Annotated in this window: 25 protein-coding genes and 1 pseudogene; 20 read left to right on the top strand and 6 right to left on the bottom strand. The window is 46.7% G+C overall.

Going from position 1 to position 24,016, the window contains the following annotated elements:
* Positions 1-46 precede the first annotated feature (46 nt).
* Complete coding sequence (gene alr, locus VZ94_RS02585; protein WP_045778039.1) at positions 47-1,135, bottom strand: alanine racemase; 1,089 nt, start codon at positions 1,133-1,135, stop codon at positions 47-49.
* Entirely contained in the window at positions 1,132-2,526 is a 1,395-nt protein-coding gene (gene dnaB, locus VZ94_RS02580) for a replicative DNA helicase (protein WP_045778038.1), read from the bottom strand. Before dnaB ends, alr begins: the two co-directional genes overlap by 4 nt.
* A 154-nt stretch (positions 2,527-2,680) precedes the next feature.
* Between dnaB and VZ94_RS02575 the strand changes: the two genes are divergently transcribed.
* The 4 genes from VZ94_RS02575 (at position 2,681) to VZ94_RS02560 (ending at position 6,167) form a co-directional block, all read left to right on the top strand.
* The gene (locus VZ94_RS02575) at positions 2,681-3,421 is read left to right on the top strand and encodes a DUF5765 domain-containing protein (protein WP_045778046.1); all 741 of its coding nucleotides are present in this window, start codon (positions 2,681-2,683) and stop codon (positions 3,419-3,421) included.
* A 162-nt stretch (positions 3,422-3,583) separates the two neighbouring features.
* The gene (locus VZ94_RS02570; RefSeq protein ID WP_045778037.1) at positions 3,584-4,186 is read left to right on the top strand and encodes a TonB-dependent receptor; all 603 of its coding nucleotides are present in this window, start codon (positions 3,584-3,586) and stop codon (positions 4,184-4,186) included.
* Positions 4,187-4,250: 64 nt separating this feature from the next.
* The gene (locus VZ94_RS02565) at positions 4,251-5,492 is read left to right on the top strand and encodes a TonB-dependent receptor plug domain-containing protein (protein ID WP_045778036.1); all 1,242 of its coding nucleotides are present in this window, start codon (positions 4,251-4,253) and stop codon (positions 5,490-5,492) included.
* A gap of 6 nt (positions 5,493-5,498) precedes the next feature.
* Entirely contained in the window at positions 5,499-6,167 is a 669-nt protein-coding gene (locus VZ94_RS02560) for a response regulator (RefSeq protein ID WP_045778035.1), read from the top strand.
* Positions 6,168-6,182: 15 nt separating this feature from the next.
* Here the strand turns inward: VZ94_RS02560 and VZ94_RS25005 are convergent, their stop codons facing one another.
* The 3 genes and pseudogenes from VZ94_RS25005 to VZ94_RS25000 form a co-directional block, all read right to left on the bottom strand.
* On the bottom strand, positions 6,183-7,136 hold the full coding sequence (locus tag VZ94_RS25005) for an ATP-binding response regulator (RefSeq protein ID WP_052700148.1): 954 nt from the start codon (positions 7,134-7,136) through the stop codon (positions 6,183-6,185).
* An 18-nt stretch (positions 7,137-7,154) separates the two neighbouring features.
* Positions 7,155-7,244: pseudogene (locus VZ94_RS27765) on the bottom strand (hypothetical protein); the annotation flags it as partial.
* A gap of 43 nt (positions 7,245-7,287) precedes the next feature.
* Entirely contained in the window at positions 7,288-8,277 is a 990-nt protein-coding gene (locus VZ94_RS25000) for a PAS-domain containing protein (protein WP_052700147.1), read from the bottom strand.
* A gap of 282 nt (positions 8,278-8,559) precedes the next feature.
* On the opposite strand from VZ94_RS25000, the gene VZ94_RS26740 reads away from it, so the two are divergent.
* The 16 genes from VZ94_RS26740 to VZ94_RS02485 all read left to right on the top strand — a co-directional run bounded on the left by VZ94_RS26740 (position 8,560) and on the right by VZ94_RS02485 (position 23,421).
* Complete coding sequence (locus VZ94_RS26740) at positions 8,560-9,045, top strand: multicopper oxidase domain-containing protein (protein ID WP_204369022.1); 486 nt, start codon at positions 8,560-8,562, stop codon at positions 9,043-9,045.
* The gene (locus tag VZ94_RS02545; RefSeq protein WP_204369021.1) at positions 9,002-9,880 is read left to right on the top strand and encodes a cupredoxin domain-containing protein; all 879 of its coding nucleotides are present in this window, start codon (positions 9,002-9,004) and stop codon (positions 9,878-9,880) included. The genes VZ94_RS26740 and VZ94_RS02545 overlap by 44 nt, the downstream gene beginning before the upstream one ends.
* Before the next feature lie 36 nt (positions 9,881-9,916).
* Positions 9,917-11,329 carry an aldehyde dehydrogenase family protein gene (locus VZ94_RS02540; protein WP_045778034.1) on the top strand — a complete coding sequence of 471 codons (1,413 nt, stop codon included), beginning with the start codon at positions 9,917-9,919 and terminating at the stop codon, positions 11,327-11,329.
* Positions 11,330-11,375: 46 nt separating this feature from the next.
* Positions 11,376-11,585, top strand: coding sequence for a zinc ribbon domain-containing protein (locus VZ94_RS02535; RefSeq protein ID WP_045778033.1), 210 nt, complete (start codon positions 11,376-11,378; stop codon positions 11,583-11,585).
* Between the two features lie 73 nt (positions 11,586-11,658).
* Complete coding sequence (locus tag VZ94_RS30110) at positions 11,659-11,871, top strand: hypothetical protein (protein WP_275575112.1); 213 nt, start codon at positions 11,659-11,661, stop codon at positions 11,869-11,871.
* Complete coding sequence (locus tag VZ94_RS02530) at positions 11,843-12,763, top strand: uroporphyrinogen decarboxylase/cobalamine-independent methonine synthase family protein (RefSeq protein WP_275575111.1); 921 nt, start codon at positions 11,843-11,845, stop codon at positions 12,761-12,763. The genes VZ94_RS30110 and VZ94_RS02530 overlap by 29 nt, the downstream gene beginning before the upstream one ends.
* Before the next feature lie 156 nt (positions 12,764-12,919).
* The gene (locus VZ94_RS02525) at positions 12,920-13,840 is read left to right on the top strand and encodes a CoA transferase subunit A (RefSeq protein ID WP_045778032.1); all 921 of its coding nucleotides are present in this window, start codon (positions 12,920-12,922) and stop codon (positions 13,838-13,840) included.
* Positions 13,833-14,699: a CoA-transferase gene (locus VZ94_RS02520; protein ID WP_052700146.1), complete on the top strand. Its 867-nt coding sequence runs from the start codon at positions 13,833-13,835 to the stop codon at positions 14,697-14,699. Before VZ94_RS02525 ends, VZ94_RS02520 begins: the two co-directional genes overlap by 8 nt.
* Positions 14,699-15,625: an XcbA family protein gene (locus VZ94_RS02515; protein ID WP_045778031.1), complete on the top strand. Its 927-nt coding sequence runs from the start codon at positions 14,699-14,701 to the stop codon at positions 15,623-15,625. Before VZ94_RS02520 ends, VZ94_RS02515 begins: the two co-directional genes overlap by 1 nt.
* Entirely contained in the window at positions 15,618-16,502 is an 885-nt protein-coding gene (comA, locus tag VZ94_RS02510) for a phosphosulfolactate synthase (protein ID WP_045778030.1), read from the top strand. The genes VZ94_RS02515 and comA overlap by 8 nt, the downstream gene beginning before the upstream one ends.
* Positions 16,499-18,034 (top strand): 2-phosphosulfolactate phosphatase XcbC, encoded by a 1,536-nt coding sequence (gene xcbC / locus VZ94_RS02505; RefSeq protein ID WP_052700145.1) that lies wholly within the window; start codon positions 16,499-16,501, stop codon positions 18,032-18,034. Before comA ends, xcbC begins: the two co-directional genes overlap by 4 nt.
* Entirely contained in the window at positions 18,015-18,848 is an 834-nt protein-coding gene (locus tag VZ94_RS22075) for a GMC family oxidoreductase (protein ID WP_052700144.1), read from the top strand. The genes xcbC and VZ94_RS22075 overlap by 20 nt, the downstream gene beginning before the upstream one ends.
* Before the next feature lies 1 nt (position 18,849).
* Entirely contained in the window at positions 18,850-19,623 is a 774-nt protein-coding gene (locus tag VZ94_RS22070; RefSeq protein ID WP_052700143.1) for a GMC family oxidoreductase, read from the top strand.
* Positions 19,624-21,006, top strand: coding sequence for a 3-sulfopropionylcysteine synthase XcbD (gene xcbD / locus VZ94_RS02495; RefSeq protein ID WP_052700142.1), 1,383 nt, complete (start codon positions 19,624-19,626; stop codon positions 21,004-21,006).
* On the top strand, positions 21,003-22,040 hold the full coding sequence (gene xcbE, locus VZ94_RS02490) for a coenzyme M biosynthesis enzyme XcbE (RefSeq protein ID WP_045778029.1): 1,038 nt from the start codon (positions 21,003-21,005) through the stop codon (positions 22,038-22,040). Before xcbD ends, xcbE begins: the two co-directional genes overlap by 4 nt.
* A 22-nt stretch (positions 22,041-22,062) precedes the next feature.
* Complete coding sequence (locus VZ94_RS02485) at positions 22,063-23,421, top strand: FAD-dependent oxidoreductase (RefSeq protein ID WP_045778028.1); 1,359 nt, start codon at positions 22,063-22,065, stop codon at positions 23,419-23,421.
* A gap of 27 nt (positions 23,422-23,448) precedes the next feature.
* On the opposite strand, the gene VZ94_RS30105 is transcribed toward VZ94_RS02485, so the two are convergent.
* The coding region (locus VZ94_RS30105; RefSeq protein ID WP_052700141.1) for a calcium-binding protein at positions 23,449-24,016 on the bottom strand (568 nt) is incomplete at its 5' end.

Genomic DNA, 24,016 nt, shown 5'->3' with positions numbered 1-24,016 from the left:
TAAAGCGCTATTCTCCGGCAAGAAGATAAATTCTGTCAATTAAACCTCATACCAACCAGGCTGAATCGATTTGTTTAACGCGTTGAGTAATGCCGCAGACTAATGTGTACGGGATAGTATTGCAATGTTCTGCAATTTCTTCTACAGGTAAGTTTTTACCCCACAAGGTGACAGGGTCGCCAGGTTTAGCATTTGGTTGCTCCGCTAAATCGACGGTAATCATATCCATAGAGACTCTGCCGATTAACGGTACGCGTTGTCCATTGACTAAAACGGGCGTGCCTATAGTTGCGTGACGAGGATAACCATCGCCGTATCCGACAGCAACAACGCCGAGCGTTGTTGCCTGTTGGCAGCGCCAGCTTCCTGCATAGCCGACTGTTTCACCCGAATTAACTGATTTTACCGCAATCAGCCGAGAATGAAATTCCATAATGGGTTTTAGGCCATGTTCAGCGCCTGTACGACCAGGGAAAGGAGAAATTCCGTATAACATGACGCCGGGTCTAACCCAATCGGTTAATGCATCCGGCCAACCTAAGATGCCGGCAGAATTTGCAATGCTTCTTTCCCCCGGAATATTGGCTAATGTTTCCTTAAACAACGCAATTTGCTTTATGGTCATGACATCATTTAAGTCATCGGCATTGGCTAAATGGGTCATAAAGCGAATAGGTTTTTTGATAATCGTGCTGTGTTTAAGTTGTTGATAAACTGATGGAAAGTCAATAGGCTTAAAGCCTAAGCGGTTCATGCCGGTATCGATTTTTAACCACGCGCCCATTTGCTTGCGCTCATGACGCTTCGACAAAATATCGAGTTGCGCAAAGGAATGAATGAGGACATCAAGCCTATAAGCAAGCAAGGCATTAAGTTCTTGTTCAGACGTAAAGCCTTCTAACACGACGATTTTGTTGTTAATACCAGCCTTGCGTAGCCGCATCCCTTCATCAACGCGGGCGACGGCAAATGCGTCCACATTCGTAAGAGCTTCTGCAACACGTAATAAACCATGACCGTAGCCATTGCCTTTAATAACCGCCATAATTTTAGCGTTAGGCGCCTGTTGACGCACAATGGTTAAATTATGTTGTAACGCATCTAAGTTTAAAACGGCGAAGGCGGCAGGATTCATTCGTCACCGCCACTGACATACGCTTGGCCGGCAAAATTCTCAAAACGTGTATATTGGCCTAAGAAGGTTAACCTTACCGTGCCTAGCGGGCCATTACGTTGTTTACCAATAATCACCTCAGCAATGCCTTTGTCGGGGCTGTCTTCGTTATAGACTTCATCGCGATAAACAAACACAATTAAATCAGCATCTTGTTCAATAGCGCCGGATTCGCGCAAATCAGACATCACCGGGCGTTTATTAGGCCGTTGCTCTAAATTACGATTTAACTGTGATAACGCTATTACGGGTACGTTTAACTCTTTAGCGAGTGCTTTTAATCCGCGCGAAATATCAGAGATTTGTTGTACTCGGTTATCACCGCTAGCTGGTGACTGCATAAGCTGTAAATAATCTAATACGATTAGCCCTAATTGACCGTGTTCGCGCGTTAGGCGTCTAGCTCTGGAGCGCACTTCAGTGGTAGTAAGCGCTGGCGTGTCATCAATGAATAGCTTTGTTTCAGCTAGCAAGTTAATCGCCGACGTTAATCTAGGCCATTCATCATCATCGAGTTTACCGGTACGAATTTTGTTTTGGTCTATACGACCTAGTGAAGACATCATACGCATTGCTAAGGAATCGCCAGGCATTTCCATACTAAAGACAGCAACAGGCATATTGCTTTTAATCGCGACATTTTCTGCCATATTCATTGCTATCGTGGTTTTACCCATAGACGGACGACCCGCGACAATAATCAAGTCAGCGGGTTGTAAACCTGAGGTTAACGTATCGAAATCTGTAAAGCCTGTCGCAGCGCCGGTAATAGAGCCCTCTTGCTCATAAAGCATTTCGATTTTATCAACAGCACGCGCTAACAAGGTTTTTATTGGTTGAAAACCGCCTTGCCCCCGTTGGCGTTGTTCAGCGATATTAAAAACGGAACGCTCGGCATTTTCCAATAACTGCGAAGTATCACGACCTTCCGGATGAAACGCAGAATTGGATATTTCTGTGCCTACATGAATGAGTTGGCGTAAGACCGAACGTTCGCGTACGATTTGTGCGTATGAGCTGATATTAGCTGCTGAGGGTGTTTCTTTCGCGAGCAAGCCTAAATAAGCCAGTCCGCCAATCTCTTCTAACTTATTGATAGACGCTAAGGCTTCAGAAATCGTAATAATATCAAACGGGGTTTGTTTTTCGGCTAGACCCGCGATGGTACGGAAAATAAGTTGATGGTTTCGGTGGTAAAAATCGGAGTCTACGATTAAATCAGCGACAGAATCCCAGGTTAAATTGTCAATCATCAAGCCGCCTAAAACAGATTGCTCAGCTTGTATTGAATTGGGCGGAATCTTAAAAGACTCCATAAGGCTATCATGATCCATTAAAAACTGTTCGGACATATCTCGAGTGAAGTAGTAATAACTTAAGGGGTGGAAAGCCAGCGATTATCGTTGAAGGTTTATCACGGGCTAGAATGCTTGTAATTTTATATAGATTATGGCAATTTGCACCTTACGCGGTTTAACAAAAAATAAATCAAAACAAAGGGGTTTTATGTGTTTTAGTGCAAATATGTCGTTAGGATTCGGAGTCGTTGGTTTCATCGCATCGGGCTATACATTTTTAGATTCAAATGAATCCTTTTATGTAAGATTGGCTAGAGCTTACGCGATTTTTCATTTCTCACTGATGGAATTGATACAGTATTTTGCGTATCCCGTAGCCGACCAATGCGGTTACGGTACTAATTTATTGCTCAGTCAGTTATCGACGTATCATATCAGTTTACAAGCATTAGCGATTATGCCTGCGTTAGCCACGTATTCGACCGATAAAAACGCGTTAAGAAAAGCGACAATGATAGGTGTAAGCTTAAGCTCTATGTTTTTGTTGTTTAATTTCATGCCTAAAGATTGGCAGTTTATCGATGCTAAGGTTTTTGCCGACATACCAAATTTTATCGGCGATATGATTGCCTGTTTATATAAGGGTAAATACCATATTGCGTATTCTATCACCAGCGCGTATGGCTCGTTTATCACTTGGGGGTCATTTTTCGCCTTAGCCATTAGTGGTTTTTTATGGCAAAACAATACCCGTATGGCCAGTTATCATCTTATTATGGCTATTTTAACCTTGTATGTGCCGCAATGGATTTTCGGGGTTAGCACGGGTGAAGCGGCAGCTATTTATTGCTTATACTCGATTCCAATTACTGGAAGCTTTATGCCTGCATTTAAGAAGTTTTTTACGGTTAAAGATGAGGAGTGTTTGGGACAAGAAGAAAAAGCTTAAAACACAAGCGGCTGCTCGATAACTAAAAACACCGCGCAGCCGAGAAAAAAATTACACTACAACAAGTCTCATAAGTTAGCGAGGGATGAATTCCTTAGGTTTGTGCTTTATCTAAGGAAGCATCTCGTATTCATACAATAATAATAAGAGAATGGAGTGCTTATGTTAAAACGTAATTCTTTTTTGTGGGTAAGTGATGGTTTTTTATTACTGTCACTTAATCTATCCATTGCGCAGTTAGCTCATGCCGAAGTTGTGCTGCCGACTATATCCATTTGGTCTACAGCTAGTCCGCTAGAAGAACATATCAATAATACACAGCAATTGGAGCATGACGAAATCGATGCTGGACATGAGCGCGCAATTTCTGACGTTTTAACAGGGTTGCCTGGAATAACGACGACACGAACCGGTGGCTATGGGCAATTAAGCAGTGTGTTTCTTCGTGGTGTGGGAGGACAAGGCCTGGTTACCTTAGATGACATTCCTGTGCTGGCGTCATTACCGGGTCTACAAAACTTTGATTCTTTCCCGGCTGAATCAATAAAAACAGCAGTCATTCAGCGTGGTCCAGATGCGTCGCAGTATTCATTCCAAGCGTTAGGCGGTGCTATTCGCTTGTATACTCAGGACAGAGAAGAAACCGGTGGTAAACTCATGGTTGAAGGTGGCACTTTTGCTACATTAAGAGAAACGCTAGTCGGAGGTTTGGCGGGTAAATCAGGTAGATTGACGTTTACTGCCAATCGCGCCGACGCGTTTTGACGGCTCTCATTTAGCCAATTCTGCCGAAAACCCTGAACGCGAACCGTTCCATTCCACCCTAGGAATGCTGAGGTTTTCAACCGAGTTAAACTCTAAGTTGAATTGGCAAGGCTCTATGGTGTATAGGAACTCATGGGTAGGTTCAGATAAATTAGGTCTTGACCGGAATTACCGGATAGCGTTGTTAGATGACACGACTAGTTTTGGCCGCTCTGAAACCTGGATAGCGCAAAATACCGTCAATATGCGGGTTAACAAAGATTGGTCAAGCCATCTGCAACTTGGCTTTACTCAGTTGCAAAATCAGATTACAGAGCTTTCGACAGCTCAACGCGAGTTTGGCTTGACGAATCGCATGTATTTAGCGAATTGGCGTAACCAGCATACCCTTATAGAAAACAGTGCCGAAAAGCGCCACTGGCATATATACTGGGGTGGTCAAGGACGTCACGAGACGGTTGCTAGAAGAGAAGACAGCTACGCTAATGAGCGGACAATGGCTTCCGGATTTTTGGAGACTGACGCTCAATACCACGATTTAAGCGGTCAAGTTGGGTTTAGAGTTGAGCATTATGACGAGTTTGGCGACCACACCTTGCTAAAAGCGGCGCTTGCTTATCAATTATTGCCTGACTTGACGGTGCGGGTATCCGGTGGAAGCGGTTTTAGAATTCCAGCCTATACCGAACAGCTGTTTCGTTTTTTCGGCAATCCAGGTTTAAAACCAGAGCGCTCGACAAGTGGTGAGGTCAGTTTGGACTGGTTACCTGTTGACACTCTGCGTATCACGGTCAGTGGTTACTATAACCGTTACGATAATTTAATCACCCAAGCGTATTCTTTGGACGGCCCTATCCGTTTTCCAGGCATACCGGGACCGACAACAGTAAATATCGAGGATGCTAGTGTGGCGGGTGTTGAAGTGAACACCCAGTACACTGGTTCAAATGGCAGGGATGCTGGTTTTAGTTATACGTTCAGCGACAATAAAGATTTACAAACCAATCTCGAACTACCTTTACGACCCTCGCACCTTGCCAGGCTATGGGGGCAACAACGCCTTAGCCAATGGCCTATTATAGTGTGGGCAGAAGCCGTGATTAGAAGCTCGACTTGGAATGATGCGACCAATACGCTTCCGATTGAGCAATCTATCCAGTTGAATGCTATGGTTCGTTACGCTATTAGCAAGCAGTTTGGACTTTATGTACGCGGTGAAAACCTAACCAATACCCGAACATCCCAGTTTTATAGCAACAATATGCCGGGAACGATGGTATTTGGTGGTTTTCAGCTCAGCTTATAAAGTCAGATGCATATTTTACTGATAGATGACCATGCTCTTTTTCGCGAAGCGCTGCTTTATATCTTAAATCAATTAGGTGCTAACACCGTGGTGCATGAAGCGGCTAATAGCGAAGAAGCCACCCGATTAATCGAATATAACCGGGATCTTGATTTAATTTTATTGGACATCGATTTGCCCGGCACAGATGGTTTATCAGCGATGCCCACGCTACGCAAATTAGCCCCTGATGTGCCATTAATCATTTTATCCGGCTCGGAATCTGCCCAAAATGTGAAAGCGGCGTTAGACATGGGGGCAGTTGGTTACATACCAAAATCTTGTAATAGCCATGAAATGCTATCGGCCATGCGGCTGGTCTTACAAGGTGGCATATCAATTCCGCCCAGGCTGTTAGGTAAATTAAAATCCTCAGACGTAGCGGTTGGTGAGTCCTTGCAAAATGTAGAACAACAGGGCGTATTGACAAAGCGGCAAATTGAAGTACTCAACTGTATGGCAAAAGGTTTGCCAAACAAATTAATTGCCAGAGAATTGGCTATTTCAGAGGGAACAGTTAAGCTGCATGTCTTTGCGATTATGCGCTGCTTAAACGTTCATAACCGCACTGAAGTTGTTATTGAAGCAACCAGGCGGGAACTTATTGTCCCGTCTAATAAAAAACCAATTATTTGATGACGTCTGAGCCACTCATTCTTCGTAGAAAGAAATTAGATTTAACAGTCTACTCCTAAGTTTTGCGGCAACCACCGGTTTGTGTAGCAGCGGATAGCCACTGGCATTGGCTTCGCGTAAGCGTTCAGGGTCGGTATCGCCGGTGACGATTAAAACAGCAAACTTATAACCTAATTGGGTTTGAAGCTGGTTAACGACATCCAGACCTGAAACGGTATCGCCAAGACGGTAATCAATGATAAGCAAGCTAAGCTTTGGTGTGTTTGCGCTTAATTGCGCTAAGGCCTGGGCTTGATTACTCGCCGTGATGACTTGGCAACCCCATTGTGTTAATAACCCTCGCATACCTTCGAGTACTAAGGCATCATCATCTAAAACGAGTATGCGGCATCCCGCCAGGCGATTGCCAAAAAGATAAGGGTTAGTCTTTGTGATAGCCAGCGCTTGTTGTTTTTCTGCTTGTTGGGCTTTGGGCACAACAAGGCAGAAACACGAGCCTTTACCGAGTTGCGATTTCACTTTTAGTTCGTGTCCCAACAACTTAGCCAGTCGCTTGACGATAGATAGGCCTAAACCTAAACCTTTCTGTCTATTCCTTGCCGCGTTGTGCAATTGATGGAACTCTAAAAATATTTCATCAAGCTGGTCTTCAGGGATGCCGCAGCCGGTATCGATGATTTGAATTTCACACATTTCGCCTCGATTTCTTGCTGCTAATAAAATCTTGCCATGCTCGGTATAACGTGCAGCATTACCTAATAAATTGCGTAGCATACTTTCCAGTAACACAAGGTCGCTTTTGACCAGAACGGAGGTAGGGCGTGTATGAAGCTTGTTATGATTTTCCAGCGCGATGACATCAAATTCTGCCTGCAAGCGCAACAATAGCTCACCTAACGCAACTGTCTCTATGTTTGGCCGAACCACGCCGGCATCTAGTTTAGAAATATCCAGTAACGCATTTAACATGGAATTAATCGCGGTAATTGAGTCTTCAATTTGACCAATGACTTTCGCAGTTCCTTGATTGTAAACACGAGTAGATAACTCACCGAAAAAAAGCCCTAATGCATGAATAGGCTGGCGTAAATCATGACTAGCGGCGGCGAGAAAGCGGGTTTTAGCGGCGTTGGCGCGTTCGGCTTCTTTGCGGGCTTTTTTTTAGGGCTTCTTGCCTATAGGTAAGCTCGGTGATGTTAGTAAACGTCAATACACGACCACCTTCGGTCATTTCTGCTTGCTGAATCTCAAACACTTGTCCGGTTGGCAAACGATGTTCGCTGCGTATCTTATGATTGAGCAAAATAGGCGGATTCGCCGCCGCAAACACAGTAGACAGCATAGCGCCGGTTTTTACCTGTGTACCTGCATCGCCTATCATGTGAACAAATTGCTGATTCCACATTCTAAGGCGGTCATCATCGTCTGACATACAAATGCCTTGGCGCATGTTTTCTAGCGTTGTTTCCAGTAACAATGATTTTTCTTCTGATTCTTGGCGTAGCAAAACATTTTCAAAATTTAACAGCAAGGCTTGACGGTGCGTACCGGATAGTCTTTTACTGCTAGTGACGCCAAAGCAGGTCAAAATAGCTAAAATCATCGCTGATGCGATGAAAATAGGCGTGCCTTCAAGGAAAAGACCAGAAATCAAAGGAATGGCCGGAGGTAAAGAGATTGCGATAATCGCAGGAACATAAGACGTCCAGGTCAACATAGCCCCGATAATTTCAATACTGACCGTCATGCCAATTAATAACGCGTTGCCGGATTGCGAGGGAGCTAAAAACCAGACAACGCACCAGCACCAACATAGGCCGGTTAATAGTGCAAACACCAGTGTGACCCGCTTGAATTCAGACAGATTGATTAACAATCTGCTTTTGTGATGATAGTAATAATGCAAAGCTATCCATTTCAGCAAATTAATAACTGTTAATGACGCAAACCAAAATACCAGGCGCTCGTGAGAAGCACTCGTCCAAAGTCCAAATACCAACGTAGAGGAAACCAATAACATGGACGCAAATACATAACCACCGTGTTCTGTGACAGCCCACAATTGCTCCACTTCAATTTCTTTGCGAAATTTTTGTTCTACAGAAAGCATGGTTTATGCCTCTAAGTCATTGTATTCGAGTTGTATTGCTTGCTTCTTTGATAAGCACAAATCATAACCCGATTGCAATGTTATTTATCTATGACTTTCGTTATATAACCTCTGTTGTATTTTCAAAGTCAACCATCCTCAACATAATTCACCACCAAGACGTGTGACATGGCATATGGCAGAAATGCCTCGTTGGTAAGGTTAGCGTTCGAGCAAGACCTTTGTGACGTAGCTTATTTGAGAGCAAGCGCACTTAATGTGGTCAATAACAAGGGAATATTTATGAAAAATAGATGGGTTTTATTATTTTTGCTGATTCAGATAACAGGCTGCGCAGTGCAATCGCCTAAGACTGAAGGGTTGTCTATCAACGAGCAAGCAATGGAACGCACAATAAAACGTTTCACGCTCATTGCTCAACGTTCCACGTTAACCATTGATGAAGGCGTGATTCATCGTGGTTTCAGCTATAACGGTACTTCGCCAGGGCCTTTAATGATTGTCAATGAAGGCGATGAGGTAGAAATCACGGTTAAAAATATCGACACGGTAACTCATGGCTTGTCTATGCATGCGGCTAATACTCAGACTTCGTTAAAGGTTGGCAATCTAGGCGCTGGCGAAACTAAAAAGTTGACTTTCAAAGCCGATGTGCCGGGTGTGTACATGTACCATTGCGCGCCTGGTGGTCATGGCATTATGACGCATACGATGGGAGGCATGTTTGGCATGTTCGTGGTCGAGCCTAAGCGCAAATTTTGCTCTTGAACAAGAATTAGGGCGTGCGCCTGATATTAAAGTATATCTGGCACAGCACGAAACTTACGCGAACGGGCGTGATTTTTTTGATGGTCAGCCGCTTTATGTGGCTTTTAACGGCTACAACTTCCGCTATGTTAACCAGCCGATTAATGCAAGACCAGGCGACTACATCCGGTTTTATTATGTCAATGTAGGTCCTAATTTGACATCGACGTTTCATGCGGTCGGCGGCATCTGGAATTACAGTTACCCGCAAGGCAATCCAGCTAATAAACAAGTCGGTGGTCAATCGGTGTTGGCAGGTCCTAGTGATTCGTATGTGATTGATTGGCAAGTGCCAGCCGAAGGCCCATTTACGTTGGTTTCCCATGCCTTAGGTACACAAGCGGCAAAAGGTGCGGTTGGTATCATTAGCGTGGCTGCCAATGCCCCACGTGCTAATGTTGTTCGCAGTGAAGGCCCAGATTTAGCGTTACCGAGTTCACCTAAACGAATTGTTGACCCGTTTGGTATTGGTTCTTCTGATGTCGATAAAACAACGCATTTTCATAGCGGCGATCCCGTTTTAATTCAAATGGTGGGCAATAGCTTTCACCCCAAAATGCTGGACGTACCGGTGGGAACAGAAGTCACCTGGGTGAATGAAGATGTCTTTGATGTATTGGATGGCGAGCGTTCTGGCAAGCATTCAATTGCGACGACAGCCGGTGCGGACACATTTGCCTCACCCGAACTGCACCATGCTGATAAATTCCAGCACATCTTTGCCAAGCCGGGTCATTACGAGCTGATTTGTCCTTTTCACCCTTATATGAAAGGGAAAATTAATGTGTATCAATAAAGCCTAGTGAAAAAATCGCGCAAGCTTGGGGGAGCTATGAGTACAACAATAGAGACTATTTCTAATGAAATCGCTGTTTATATAGAAAAAGCTCGTAGCGCACAGGAAAAAATTGCCGATTACAGCCAAGAGCAAGTTGATGAATTAGTGACCGCTGTTTGTTGGGCGATAGTCCGTGACGATAGGGCAAAGGAGTTAGCGAAATTGGCGGTTGATGAAGGCGGGTTTGGTAATTACGACGATAAAGTGAGTAAGATTCGTAACCGCTGTATGGGGACATTGCGTGATATGCAGTCAGTTAAAACGGTCGGTATTGTCGAAGAGATTCCAGAAAAAGGCTTACAGAAAATTGCCAAGCCTGTGGGCGTTGTCGCTGCTTTGATTCCAACCACGGGGCCGGATGCGACGCCACCGTTAAAAACGCTACTAGCTTTGAAAGGCCGTAACGCCATTATTATTGCCGCCCATCCTAGAACGCAAGCAACTACAGCGCTGACGGTTAAGTACATGCGTGAAGCTTGCGAGCAAGTTGGCGCGCCTATGGATTTAGTTCAAGTGATTGAACAACCGTCACTGGCTAAAACTCAGCAGTTGCTGCAACAAGCCGATTTGATTGTCGCTACCGGTGGCGCGGCAATGGTGAAAGCGGCCTACAGTTCAGGCACACCGGCTTATGGCGTAGGGGTTGGCAATTCTGTCCATGTTGTCGATGAAACCGCCGAGCTGGGCGATGCCGCGCATACGATAGTCACTGCTAAAAAATTCGATTACGCAACCAGTTGCCTTGCGGATAATGCCGTGATTGCGCACGAGTCCATCTATACCGCTCTAATTCAACGTTTACAACGGTTAGGGGGGTATTTATGCAATACGCAGGAAAAAGCCATGTTGCAACACTTAATCTGGCCTAACTCCGATAACTCTATTCCAAACGTTGCCGTCATTGCGAAGTCGCCTGTTTATATCGCCAAGTTAGCCGGATTTGTTGTCCCTGATGACTGTAGTTGCCTCATTGTTGAAGAAAACGGTATAGGCGCTGACTATCCTTTTTCCGGCGAAAAATTATCACCCGTATTGGCGCTGTACCGCTATGCAGGCGGCATTAGTCATGCCATAGACCAAGTCAATGCGATTACCGCTTATCAAGGCCAAGGGCACACCTGTGGTATTCATACGACGGACGACGCCCATGCTTTGGCATTGGCTATGCAAACCAAGACAGCACGGGTGATGGTTAACCAGAATTTAAATGAAGGTGCAGGCAGTCCACGTAATGGCTTGCCTTATACCTTGAGCTTAAGTTGTGGCACCTGGGGCGGCAATATTACAACGGAAAATGTGAATGCCCGGCACATGATTAATCTGACGTGGGTTTCTCGACCGATTCAGCAGCAACCTTTGGATGAAAAAAGCCTGTTTGATAACCATTGGCAAAAATACGGTGGTTAACAGGGTTCAGTCGCTAACCGATTAACACAACAGCAACGACAATCCCATGCCAATTTACTTAATACACTGTGATCAATGTCATCATGAATTTAAAGGGCTGGTGTTGGCTAATACCCAAGCACCCAAAGAATGGGTGTGCTCCCGCTGCGGTAGTCATGATGCTAAACCCATGCATATTTATGATGAACCGCATCCGCTAGAAAGCACTCATGGCAACGGTTGTCCTTGTTGCAGTGGTTTAACTAGCAGGCATTGATTTTGGTTTTATAACGTCTACCGACTGATAAGGCCGAAAAACCGTAACCATAACGATAAGAAAGAGGTGCGACATGAATAACGTATTAATCCCAACCAGTATGGTCGGCAATTATCCTAATCCCAGATGGTGGGATGCTGAATTTGCCCGGCATTTCAAAGGCGACCGCCAGCCGCCCGATGCCATGTGGCGCGAAGCATTGGAGGATGCCATGGCGGCGATTGTCACCGACCAGGTCAATGCTGGGCTAGACATCATTGCCGACGGGCGTTTTACATGGCGATAACTATGCCGATGTCGCGCTTTATTACTACTTTAACCGCTTAGGCTATGACTTATCCGGTAGTCACTTAGGCTTTCCTATTTATAGCCGGTTACATTCCGCCACGGTAACGCAAGAAATCAAGCGGCGCGGTCAAATCATGGTTGAGCAGGCGCGTGCGCTTAAACGGGCTACCGATAAGCCTGTTAAAGTTCAATACACAGGTATTCAAGTGTTGGCGCAATGCACTAACGATTTGCATTATGCCAATAGTCGGGAACGCGCACTCGCGATTGCGGCTGCAATTAATGAAGACATCTTGGCGGTTGACGAGCTGGGCGTGGAATACATACAACTCGATGAGTTTACTTGGCCTTATTTTTATGAGGACTGGGCTATTGAGGCATTTAATCGTGCAGTTGCGGGCGTAAAAAATGCCAAGATTGTTTGTCATATTTGTTGGGGCAATTGGGGCGGTACGCCGGCTTATTATCCCGATGACACAGCAAGCACAGGTGAAATCTTTGATTTAACCAAACGTGCTAAGAATGCTAATGCACCGAATCCTACGGCTTCCGTGGTTCCAAAATCGTTTGAAGCCAACATTGATGTATTCAACATTGAAGGTATTGGCCGCATTCCCTTTGCGTCTTCTGGTCTGGACATGTTGAAACAGCACCCTATTCCTAAAAATATGATGTTTTGGGCCGGTGTTATTGATGTGAAAAGTACGGTAACCGAAACAGCCGAGCAAGTCGCGGAAAAAATTCGCCAATTACTGACGGTTGTGCCGGCGGAGCAATTAGGCGTGACTACGGATTGCGGGTTGATTTTGTTACAACGCTATATCTGTCAAGACAAGCTGCACGCATTGGTCGAAGGGGCAAAAATAGTTCGCAGGGAATTGGCAAATTAACGGTAAGTGTCAAGTGCGCGGTGAGCTATGTTTCAAACGGTTAAGTTTTTGATTTTTAAGTAGGGTGCGCTGTGCGCACCTTTATAACTTGACCGTTCAGAGTATAGATTTAAAAGGGTTAGCCACCGTTAATTTCAAGCTATCGGGTGCTTAGTAATGCATATTCAAGACGATAAACGTTGTTCGCTGTCCGAATTGGTTGCTCATATACGAAACGGCGATTGTGTGGCGATTGGTGGTGGTTTATCTTGGCGCGAGCCCATCGCGGCGTTGCGCGAGTCTATCCGTCAAGGCGTTAATGCACTTAAGCTTGTCGGTTCGGCACACGGTATTGATGTTGATTTGCTGTGTGGGGCGGGTTGTGTTGCGGTGAGTGCGCAGTCTTATGTGGGGTTTGAACAGGACTTCGGCATGGCGCCTAACTACCGTCGCGCCTGCGAAGCCGGTAGCGTAACCATTAAGGACAGTTGTTGTTATACGCTGGTGCAACAACTGAGGGCTGCTAGCCAAGGCTTGCCGTTTATGCCTATGCGTTCGGTGCAAGGCAGTGATTTTATGAAACTGCATCCTGAATTTAAGACCATGTTATGCCCTTTTACGGGTGACAAACTGGTACTTGTACCTGCGTTGCAACCTGATGTGGCTATCTTACATGTTCAATATGCTGACCCGCATGGTAATTTGCATATCGACGGGCCGCCGGTTGCGGATATTTTATTTGCAAAAGCATCCGCTAAAGTCATCGCAACGGTGGAAAAGATTATCTCACACGAGGAATTGGTGCAGTTTGGTGTCACGATTCCTTATTTTTATGTGACAGCGATTGCGGAAGTGCCTTATGGTGCGCATCCGACGGCTTGCTACCCGTTTTATGCGTATGACCGAGAGCACACGGCACGCTATTACCAAGCAGCAAAACAGGGTGCGAACAGTTTTGCTGACCAGTATCTAAAGCCTTTTGTCTATGAGTGTTGGGATCACGTCGATTATTTGGCCGCTATCGGTGGTGCAGAGCAATTAAGCCGTCTTGCACAATGGCAGAACAGTACTGAAGATTGGTTAAAGCTATATGAATAACCCTGCTTCTATCACTCATTGTACCTTAGGCGAGTTGATGATTTATCAAATTGCCCGCTCGATAGAGGACGGCATTTTGGCTTTTCACGGTTTTGGTTCGCCGTTGGTTCAATTGGCGTTACATCTGGCTAAGCACAGTCATGCCCCCCGATTAATTTTAGTGGCAGGGGCCACCTATGGCGTTAACCCTAAACCAGCCTTTTTAACACCAACCACCAATGACTTTGCGATGAATCGCGCTGCCGAGTGCCAGTTGTCGATTGAAGAATTATTCGACCTCGCCGCCAGCGGACACTTGGGGCGCATGTTTTTGTCAGGGCTGCAAATAGACTGTTGGGGCAATATGAATGTTACAGGCCTTGGGCAGTACGACCGGTTCAGCCTAAAACTACCGGGTGGCGGTGGTGGCTGTAATTTATCAGCCGATGCCAGTCATATCACGATTTGGACAGCGGCGCATAGAACACCGTTAGATGGGCAAGGCCGCCGTCGTTACCGTTTGGTTAAGCAATGTGATTTTACCACTAGCGTTGGACACCGTACGACTGACGGTATGCCGCGATCAACAATGCCTTATCGTGGTAAAGGGCCGGACTGTATCGTGACGGACTTGGGTGTATTCGGATTTAATGCTGACGGTCATGCTGAGCTGCAACAGGTTTATCCTGATACGTTTGCTGAATTAGTCGCGGAGCATACTGAATTCGACGTCCCTGTATCGGCTAATTTGGTAACGGCGACGTTACCGGATACAGAGATAGTCGAGTTTATCCGCCGTCTGGATCCATTAAAAATCCACGAGCGTGAGCTAAGCCAAGCAGACCGACGGCGGTATTTTGCATTAAACGGGAGTCACTGATGAATGGCGCCATTCTTGAAGTCGGAAAACTAAAACAACAGCAAAACTTTGTGCCGTTGCCTTACCGTTGCGTCAGTTTCCAGCCCTACAATGGGCCAATGAGCAATGACGCAATTGAACGCTATCTGTTGGCTAGGGAAGTGTATAGGCGCACTGACATTATTATTTTGCATAACGAGCAGCATGAATATGCTGTTGCTGCCGTGCAACGCGTGAGCTCCGAAACCTTGTTTACGTTTGTCGAAAAAGTGGAAGTTCTCGCGTTACCGGGTGATTGTGTTTTTGTTAACGCCCCCGAAGCCGACCCAGGCAATCGTTCAGCGTTAGCTAAAGCAGCGTTAAAACATGGGGTTATGCCACAGCAAACTGCTATCGTGTTAGGCGCATTCGACCATATCAATATTATCCATAAGCCCAATCCTTTGCTGCTAAAAGTGATTGAAGTCGTACCGCCCGAACCGCCTAAGCTCTATCACTTGGTTGAGCAAGTGCTTAGTTATGCCGATTTACCGCCGATTACTGTCGAACTGGAAACCATTGATTTGCGTGACTTGGCCAGTGCCGTTACTCCCGAAGCCTATTTAGTGCCTTGTCGTTCGGGTGGTCTTAATGAGTTAACGGCACCGGTTTATTTTCTCGATGAACGACCTAAACAGCGGCAAAACTGGACTTTATTAGGCTGCGAGCGCAGCTTGCAATTTCACCGTCATTATTACGGCGACGAGCCGCCGCGTGTAGAAATGTGTCCACGCCGCTTACAGAAAGCAACCGATAACCTGTCTAGCCAAGCGACGTTATTAAAATGCTGTTTACTCGAATACGAATTTGAGCAAGAAGGCAATACCGTTATCGTCCCTTGGGGTTCGGATTTGGCGATGATTGAAAACGCTTTACGGCATTATTTTAAGGACTTAATTTATGTCTGAACTTGCTTGGCACACAATTATTCGCGGTCAACGCGAAGCGCGAGTTGAAAAACCGCGTAAAACGGGTTGTACCATGGTGATGGATGTTGGTAAGAGTTTACAGGAAACTGAAAGTATTTTGCAAACCAGCGCACGCTATATTGACCACTGGAAATTCGGCTTTGGTACGTCGGTATTCATGGAGAAATCACTGTTACAAGACAAATTAGCCCTTATTGCCGAGAACAATATCTTGACGTTTCCGGGTGGAACGTTGCTTGAAGTCGCGCTGCTAACTCAACATTGCCGAGTTTATATGACCCATGCAAAAGCGTTGGGCTTTTCCGCTGTTGAAATTTCCGATGGTATCCTGCCAATCCCACGTTTTAGGCGACAACGGATTATTGACTGTGCGTTAAATGCTGGCTTGATTCCCATTACTGAGGTTGGTAAAAAAGACCCTAAACGCCAACCCACGCCGGAACAAATCGCCGAGGAAATTATGCAGGATATTGAGTGGGGCGCGGCCTGGGTGATACTGGAAGGGCGTGAAAGTGGTCACAGCGTAGGCGTATTCGATGATGCGGGTAATGTTGATGAATTTGACGTCGATACGATTATCGGACTCATTGGCGATAAATCCGACTGGTTAATATGGGAAGCGCCGATGAAAGCGCAACAGGCTTATTTCATCGAAAAATTCGGTGCTAACGCGGGTTTAGGCAATATTCCTATCGATCAAGTGTTGGCGGTGGAAGCGCTACGCAATGGTTTGCGTTTCGATACCTTAAATCGTTTAGCCAGTAAATTAGTGCGCGAAGGCGGCTGGGATCCTGCTCAAGTCGAAAGCCATGCTGGCAATATTGTCATGTCTTTACCTAATGCGCACGAGTTATGACGGCTAATAATCGCTTTCAGTCCGAAGCCATGCAGCATGACGCGCTGGAAATCGGAACCCGACTAAAAGCCTTGCCGTCAACAAGCATGGTTAGCTCGGCTTTTGCTGATGAATTGAATAATGAAGCACGCTTGTTTACCGCCGTAGGGCTGGCTGATATTGCTCATACCTGGGTGGCACTGGAATTAAAAACCATTCCAAAGTTTGCAGGCCGTGAGTTATTAGCGTATTTGCTAGCGTTACAAGCAGCGCCCGATTCTTTTGTGTTGACGCCAGAGAATGGCGATATTTATACCAATCGCGAGGCGTGGTTAACAGAGCGTACCGATGCTGTGAATTGGTTGGGCGCAGGTCGTGCCCGCCGAGAAGCGGTGACCACAGGCTTTATATTGGTAGTGCGCCAAGACCTTATCGAGCTTATCGACCACCTGATTGATTTGGCAACAACGCTGGTTCAGCAAGCTGAACAGCATTTAACGGCTATCATGCCCGATTACACGTATTTGCAAGCGGCGCAACCGACGACATTCGGGCATTATCTGTTGGGTTTTGCTTATCCGTTGCTGCGTGATTTAGAGCGTTTAGAGCAAGTTTACGCCCGTCTCAACCTCAGTCCTATGGGATGCGGTAGTACCAACGGCTCAAGGCTATTACAAGGCCGTCAAGCCTTAGCCGAATGCTTAGGTTTCGACGGCTTGATTGCTCATGCTCGTGATGCGATGTGGCAAGCTGACCTGTTCATTGAAATCACGTCGATTTTGACCGCGTGCAGTATCTCTATCAGCCGCTTGGCGGAAGACTTACAAATTTTTTGCAGCCAAGAATTTGCGCTGGTTGAGCTAGCTGATAAACATGCTCGTGCGAGCAAAATCATGCCGCATAAAAAAAATCCCTTTGCGCTGACGCATTTGCGCGGCGTTGCCAATAAGCTTATCGGCTTAACCGCATCGGTGGCCGCTTCGGTACGCACGCCGACCGGCCAACCAGACAACCGGACCTTGATTTATGGGGCGCTACCCGATGCGCTAGAAAACGTTAGCCACGCAACTGTGTTAATGGCGGAAGTGCTGGATGCTATGGTGTTTAATCAACACCGGGCGAAAACATTGGCGTCTTCTGGCTGGGTGTTAGCGACGGAGCTTGCCGAAACTGTGGTTTTGCTGGATGGGCTTGACGTTAGAAGCGCGCATCGTTTATTGGCTTATTTAGCCAGCGAATACCGCGAGTTGAGTTTGCCAGAACTGGATTATCAAAACTTGCAAGCCGCCGCTAAAAAACTACTGGGACGCACATTAGCGATGACCAAACAGCAGTTTAGCTCGGCATTAGACCTGGATGGTGCTATTCAAGCGCGGTTAGAACCAGGTGGCACCGCCTCAGCCAGTATGAACACCATGATTGTCGAATGCCGTCAGCGCTTGCTTGAGTACCGTGAACGTAATTGGTCCAGACAGGAACATATTAGCGGCAAGATACAGACGCTTCTTGCACTTGCCAAACGTGAAACCAGCCATGACCCAGACAACGTTTGATTTTATTATCGTCGGGGCGGGTTCGGCCGGTTGCGTTCTTGCCAATCGCTTGAGTGCAGATAAAAACTGCCGTGTTTTATTGTTGGAGGCGGGTAGCGATGACGGCGACCCGATGATACAAACGCCAGGACTTTTTCCGCAATTGCAAGATAGTGCTTACGACTGGGGTGACCGCAGTATGCCGCAGTCTGGCATGAATGACCGCCGTATTTATATCCCGCAAGGTAAAGCGTTGGGCGGCTCTAGTTCCATTAACTACATGATTTATATGCGTGGCAACCGAGGCGATTATGAGCATTGGGCAAATCTCGGCAATGCTGGTTGGGGTTATGATGAGGTACTGCCTTATTTTATTAAAGCCGAAACCAACTTGGCGTTTCATGATGCTTATCATGGCCAATCTGGACCGTTAATCGTTTCCAGCCATGTTCAGCTTAGTCCAGTGACACAACGTTATCTCAGCGCCGCGCAAGAAGTCGGTATTGCCTATAATCCTGACTTTAACGGCGAGCGCCAGGAAGGCTGTGGGCCTTTACAACGCACAATAGCCAATGGTCAGCGTTGCAGTGCGGCGGTTGCTTATTTGCATCCGGTCATGGCACGTCCAAATTTAACCGTCATGCGTCATGCGCACGCGACGCAATTATTGTTTAACGGCAGCCGCGTGATTGGCGTGCAGTATTTACAGCTTGGCGTAACCGAATCCGCTTATGCGGGCGAAGTGTTGTTATCAGCCGGTGCGTTTCGTTCGCCACAGTTATTGCTTTTGTCGGGTTTAGGGCCAGCGCAGGAACTCGAAAAAACTGGGTATTAAGGTGCGGGTAGCGCTATCTGATGTTGGCAAAAATCTACAAGATCATGTCCATGCCCGTGTCCGCTGTGAATTGACAAAACCGCTAAGCTTTGCCGGGTTATCTAGCCACGATAAACAGCTCGCTGCCAGAGCTTATGAAGCCGATAAAACAGGCCCTTTAGCGTCAAATTTTCTGGAAGCCGGTTGTTTTGTCAACAGCCATCCTGGGCTGGCTTATCCTGATTTGCAATTATTTTTGTTTGGCAATTTAACGCCTGAATACCCTGAAGCAGGTCGGATGGCTAATCATGGTATAGCGCTAACGGCTTATGTGAATAGGCCATTAAGCAAAGGCGAGGTGACTTTATCATCGGCTGATCCGCTACAACGCCCGCGTATCAACCCGAATTATTTCAGTGACCCTGACGATCTTCGCTGTTTACTTGCTGGGGTGCGCTGGAATTTAAACATTTTATACGCACATGCTTTTGATGACTTATTAGGGACAGAATTGTCGCCAGGTAGCGCTATCCGAGACGATGAAAGGCTAAGTGATTTTATCCTCCGTACCGCATCGACAACGTGGCATCCAACTAGCACCTGTCGAATGGGCGTTGATACAAACGCCGTAGTCGATACGGCGTTGCGCGTGAACGGCATGAGTGGTTTACGGGTCGTTGATGCTTCGATTATGCCGACTATCGTGAGCGGTAATACCAATGCCCCCGTGATTATGATTGCAGAGAAAGCGGCGGATTTGATTCGTCAAGTTGAACCATACACAGGTGGTCATTAAATGTTTGATTCAGTACATATAAACGATTCTACCCTTTATGGTTCAGCTTGGGCCGACACCGAATTGCGTCCTTTATTTGCCGAGCAAAATCGGGTCAAGGGCTGGCTAGAAATCATCAGCATTTTGGCGCAAGTACAAGCCGAATTGACATTGATTCCTGAGCAAGCAGCCGTAGAGATAACAGCCGCTTATCAGCACATTGACGTTGATGAGCCTTTTTTACAAGAAGTCAGAGAAGGTTTTGTCAAAACTAATCATTCCTTGTTGGGGTTGATTGAGGCGGTGAAAAAACGTTGTGGCAGCACTGGTGGTGAGTGGCTGTGTTATGGCGTAACCGTGCAAGACATTACCGACACCCATACCATACGGGTGTTATTGAAAGCACACGACTCTTTTCTGCTTCATTTATGCACACTACAAAAATGCTTAATCGAGCTAGCTCGTCGGCATAAATATACCGTGATGTGTGGGCGCACGCATAGTCAGCCTGGTTTGCCGATAACGTTCGGTTTTAAAGTGGCAACATGGTTGGACGAAATAGAACGGCATCACCAGCGTTTGCTAGAGCTAAAACCACGATTAGGCGTAGGGCAATTATGCGGCGGCGTCGGTAGCATGTCATCGTTGGGAGCAGAGGCGCTGGTGTTACAACAAGCCTTTATGCAACGTTTGAATTTAGATACTCCGGCGATAGCTTGGACGAGTAGCCGCGACCGTTACGCCGAATGGCTGAATATCTTAGCGTTGATGACGTCAACAGGCGACCGGATTGGTCAGGAAATCGTCAATTTACAGCGGCCTGAAATCGGTGAAGTGAGCGAGGGCTTTGTGACGGGCGCAGTAGGCAGTATCACCATGCCGCAGAAGCGCAACCCGGAGATTTCCGAGCATCTGGGCACGTTATCGCGTGTCGTCAGGCATCATGCCGCGCACATGGCCGAAAATCTGGTACATAGCCATGAACGCGATGGTCGGTCGTGGAAAGGGGAATGGTTGCTTATTCCTGATGCGACCTTGGCGGCAGGCAAATCCTTAGTCTTGCTAAACGGGCTATTGCAGAATTTGCAAGTGAATAAAGCGCGTATGTCTGCTAATCTGTTAGCAACGAACGGTTTTATCTATGCCGAAGCGGTCATGCTAAGGCTAGCACAAACCTTAGGTAAGCAAAGCGCGCACCAGCTTGTGTTAACGCTATCGCTACAGGCGCAAGAGCAAGGCTTGAGTTTTAAACAAGCCTTGTTGGCGAGTCCTGAAATAAATGTTCATCTCACCAGTAGCGAAATCGATTCGTTGTGCCAGCCCGAAAAAAAATATAGGCTTATGTGCCGATTTAGTCGAACAAGTGATTGCACGATGTCAGCTTTCAAAGGTGTTTTGCCATGACGATTGAGACTGAGTTTGTCAATAAACAAGCGTTAATTAACCATTATACGAAGCTTATTCCTCGTCATGTTCTAGCGCATTACCCTACGCCATTGCTGCGTGCCAATTGCTTGGCAACGGCAGGGGGCGCGGTTGAACTCTGGTTTAAACGCGATGATTTGATTAGTTTTGGCTTTGGTGGCAATAAAATTCGCGGCCTAGAAGTCATGTTGGCGGACGCCATACGTCAACACGCCAATTGCTTCGTGACCGGGGCGGGCGTGCAATCCAATCATGTACGCGCCACAGCGGCGGTCGCGGCGCAACAAGGGTTACCGTGTACCGCTGTTTATTGGGGGAAACCGCCAACGGCTGTCGATGGAAATTATCGGCTTAGCCGTTTGTTCAATGCGAACTTTCACTTTACCCATGACGATGACAGGGCTTCGGTGGATAGCCATATTTCACTGGTTGCCGAGAATTTACGCCAACAAGGCTATCGGCCTTATGCCATTCCGCGTGGCGGTGCTTGTGCGATGGGCGTATTAGGGCATGTATTGGCGGTATTTGAGCTCTATCAGCAATGTCTTTGCCAAGGGGTGGGGCCGGATGCGATTGTGCTGGCGGTGGGTTCTGGCGGCACGTATGCCGGGTGGTTGCTGGGAACAAAATTATTAAAGCTATCATGGACGGTGCTAGGTTTTACGGTTAGCCGAGAGGCGGACGCTGTTAGCCAGCAAGTCGCCGATTTAGCTAGCCAAGCCGCTACGTTGTTGCAATTGGATTGGCGTTTTCAAGCGAGCGATGCACCTGTTTATGGCGGGTTTATTGGTCAAGGTTATGGCATCCCTAGTTCTGAAGCGGCGGATGCGATTCAACGCGTCGCTCAAGCCGAAGGGGTATTGCTTGACCCTGTCTATACCGGCAAAGCGATGGCAGGTTTGCTACACGGACTTGATAAACAACAGTGGCGTTATAAAACCCTGGTTTTTATTCATACGGGCGGCGAACCGGCCTTTTTTTGCGGGCAATGGCGAATGGTTACAAGCACCTAACAAGCGTCAATAGGGGAGAGCGATGAGAATTATTGTCATAGGCGGCGTTGCTGCTGGAGCCAAAGCTGCAGCCAAGGCACGTCGAATCGATGCAAGCCACGAAATCATTATGTATCAAGACGAAGCTGAAATGTCTTATTCCGCATGTGGAATGCCTTATGTTATCAGTGGCGTGATTGAAAACGAGCGTAGCATTATTATCAGAACGCCAGAGGAGTTTGCTAAGCAAGGTATTCAAGTGTGGACGCGCCATCGCGTCGTCGCTATCGATGCGGCTAAACAGCAGCTGACCGTTAAGAATTTAAATGAAGATACGGTAACGAGTATTGGCTATGACCGATTAATCATTGCCACAGGTGCTGCTCCAATTGTGCCGAGTGTACCAGGCATAACCTTACAAGGCGTGTTAACGCTACGCTCATTCTCAGACCTAGCCCGATTTAAAACGACATTAACTGAATTACAACCTAGACACGCCGTCATTATCGGTGCGGGATACATTGGTTTGGAATTGGCGGAGACGTTGCATTCGTTGGGAATAAAAACTACGCTTTTGGAAAAATCACTGCGTATATTGCCCAAGTTTGACCCGGACATGGCGCAACTCGTCCATGACTATTTATTAGAAAACCAAGTGGATATTTTACTCGGCGATGGTCTGGCTCAACTTAACGGCAGTGACGGTAAAGTCAGTGCTGTTCAAACAGAAACGGGCCGTATCATACCCGCCGACCTTGTTGTCGTCGCTATTGGTGTAAAACCGAATGTGAATCTGGCACAAGCCGCCGGTATTCAGCTGGGGTGTACAGGTGCTATAGCCGTCGATGCACGTATGGCAACTAGCATATCCGGCATTTACGCGGCGGGTGATTGTTGTGAAACACTTAACCGGCTAACCGGGCAGCCAACCTGGTTGCCTTTAGGAGATATTGCCAATTTACAGGGTCGGGTGGCCGGGGAAAATGCAGCAGGCGGTGATGCTTTATTTCCTGGCGTGTTGGGAACCGCAATTTTCAAGACCTTTAAATGTGCCGTTGCTATCACCGGCTTATCAGAAAAAGCTGCATTTGACGCAGGATATAATCCGGTATCTGTCAAAATGACGGCAAATGATTGTGCCGGGTATTACCCCGGCAAGCAAGTATTGACGTTAACACTGACCGCTAACCGTAACGATGGACGACTATTAGGCTGTCAAGCCGTTGGTTCAGGTAAGGTCGATAAAATCATCGACATTGCCGCCACCGCCTTGCTGGGTCGATTAACCTGTAGCGAGCTTGAAAATGCCGATTTTGCCTATGCACCGCCTTTTAGCCCTGTTTTATCGCCTATTATTGTTGCGGCTAGTCTTTTGAGTGATAAGTTGAATAGCTCAAACTAAGGTTGCGATGGCTTTATTTGAATACCCTTAAATTACAATGAAGTTTTCATGGGTTAACGCTAGGTGAGTACCTAATGTTGCAATTAGCGTGTTTTCTGTGAGGCCACCATAATACAAGCCTCCCGTTGTATCATCGTAAATGATATAAATATTTAGATCGTCTGGAACACTGTTACCAATAATAAATTTATCCGGGGATAATGTACCCAATCCGGTAAGATCAACTAACCAGCTACTCAACATAATAGTATCGTGCTTGACGGAGAAGTCAGCTATTTGCGCGTTATTAATATCATAGAAGACAAAGCTATCATTGCCCTGACCGCCTTTTAGTACATTACTGCCTCCACCTCCCGCCAGCGTATCGTTGCCATCGCCACCTGACAACGTATCATCGCCAAGACCGCCAAGCAACGCATCATCACCGGCTTTGCCATATAGGACATCGTTACCGTCTAAGCCTCTAATTGAGTCGTTATTTTGACCGCCTGATAACTTGTTGGCATTGTTGTCGCCGGTTAGAGAAAGCCCAACGTGTGTTGTATGATGGTAGACATCATCTGTTGCAATATTTACGACGCTAACAAACGTCTGA

This window comes from Methylocucumis oryzae, from assembly GCF_000963695.1.
In the GTDB taxonomy this organism is placed as follows: domain Bacteria; phylum Pseudomonadota; class Gammaproteobacteria; order Methylococcales; family Methylomonadaceae; genus Methylovulum; species Methylovulum oryzae.
This window is presented reverse-complemented; position numbering and strand designations above follow the sequence as displayed.

Excerpts from the sequence above, each read along its gene's own strand:
- VZ94_RS02560 (WP_045778035.1), top strand. The coding sequence starts at position 5,499 with ATGCATATTTTACTGATAGATGACCATGCTCTTTTTCGCGAAGCGCTG.
- VZ94_RS02535 (WP_045778033.1), top strand. The coding sequence starts at position 11,376 with ATGCCAATTTACTTAATACACTGTGATCAATGTCATCATGAATTTAAA.
- VZ94_RS02565 (WP_045778036.1), top strand. The coding sequence starts at position 4,251 with ATGCTGAGGTTTTCAACCGAGTTAAACTCTAAGTTGAATTGGCAAGGC.
- alr (WP_045778039.1), bottom strand. The coding sequence starts at position 1,135 with ATGAATCCTGCCGCCTTCGCCGTTTTAAACTTAGATGCGTTACAACAT.
- VZ94_RS02515 (WP_045778031.1), top strand. The coding sequence starts at position 14,699 with ATGAATGGCGCCATTCTTGAAGTCGGAAAACTAAAACAACAGCAAAAC.
- VZ94_RS02575 (WP_045778046.1), top strand. The coding sequence starts at position 2,681 with ATGTGTTTTAGTGCAAATATGTCGTTAGGATTCGGAGTCGTTGGTTTC.
- dnaB (WP_045778038.1), bottom strand. The coding sequence starts at position 2,526 with ATGTCCGAACAGTTTTTAATGGATCATGATAGCCTTATGGAGTCTTTT.
- VZ94_RS26740 (WP_204369022.1), top strand. The coding sequence starts at position 8,560 with ATGAAAAATAGATGGGTTTTATTATTTTTGCTGATTCAGATAACAGGC.
- VZ94_RS02520 (WP_052700146.1), top strand. The coding sequence starts at position 13,833 with ATGAATAACCCTGCTTCTATCACTCATTGTACCTTAGGCGAGTTGATG.
- xcbC (WP_052700145.1), top strand. The coding sequence starts at position 16,499 with ATGACGGCTAATAATCGCTTTCAGTCCGAAGCCATGCAGCATGACGCG.
- VZ94_RS02525 (WP_045778032.1), top strand. The coding sequence starts at position 12,920 with ATGCATATTCAAGACGATAAACGTTGTTCGCTGTCCGAATTGGTTGCT.
- VZ94_RS25000 (WP_052700147.1), bottom strand. The coding sequence starts at position 8,277 with ATGCTTTCTGTAGAACAAAAATTTCGCAAAGAAATTGAAGTGGAGCAA.
- VZ94_RS02540 (WP_045778034.1), top strand. The coding sequence starts at position 9,917 with ATGAGTACAACAATAGAGACTATTTCTAATGAAATCGCTGTTTATATA.
- VZ94_RS30110 (WP_275575112.1), top strand. The coding sequence starts at position 11,659 with ATGAATAACGTATTAATCCCAACCAGTATGGTCGGCAATTATCCTAAT.
- VZ94_RS02570 (WP_045778037.1), top strand. The coding sequence starts at position 3,584 with ATGTTAAAACGTAATTCTTTTTTGTGGGTAAGTGATGGTTTTTTATTA.
- xcbD (WP_052700142.1), top strand. The coding sequence starts at position 19,624 with ATGTTTGATTCAGTACATATAAACGATTCTACCCTTTATGGTTCAGCT.
- VZ94_RS02485 (WP_045778028.1), top strand. The coding sequence starts at position 22,063 with ATGAGAATTATTGTCATAGGCGGCGTTGCTGCTGGAGCCAAAGCTGCA.
- comA (WP_045778030.1), top strand. The coding sequence starts at position 15,618 with ATGTCTGAACTTGCTTGGCACACAATTATTCGCGGTCAACGCGAAGCG.
- VZ94_RS22075 (WP_052700144.1), top strand. The coding sequence starts at position 18,015 with ATGACCCAGACAACGTTTGATTTTATTATCGTCGGGGCGGGTTCGGCC.
- VZ94_RS25005 (WP_052700148.1), bottom strand. The coding sequence starts at position 7,136 with ATGTTAAATGCGTTACTGGATATTTCTAAACTAGATGCCGGCGTGGTT.
- xcbE (WP_045778029.1), top strand. The coding sequence starts at position 21,003 with ATGACGATTGAGACTGAGTTTGTCAATAAACAAGCGTTAATTAACCAT.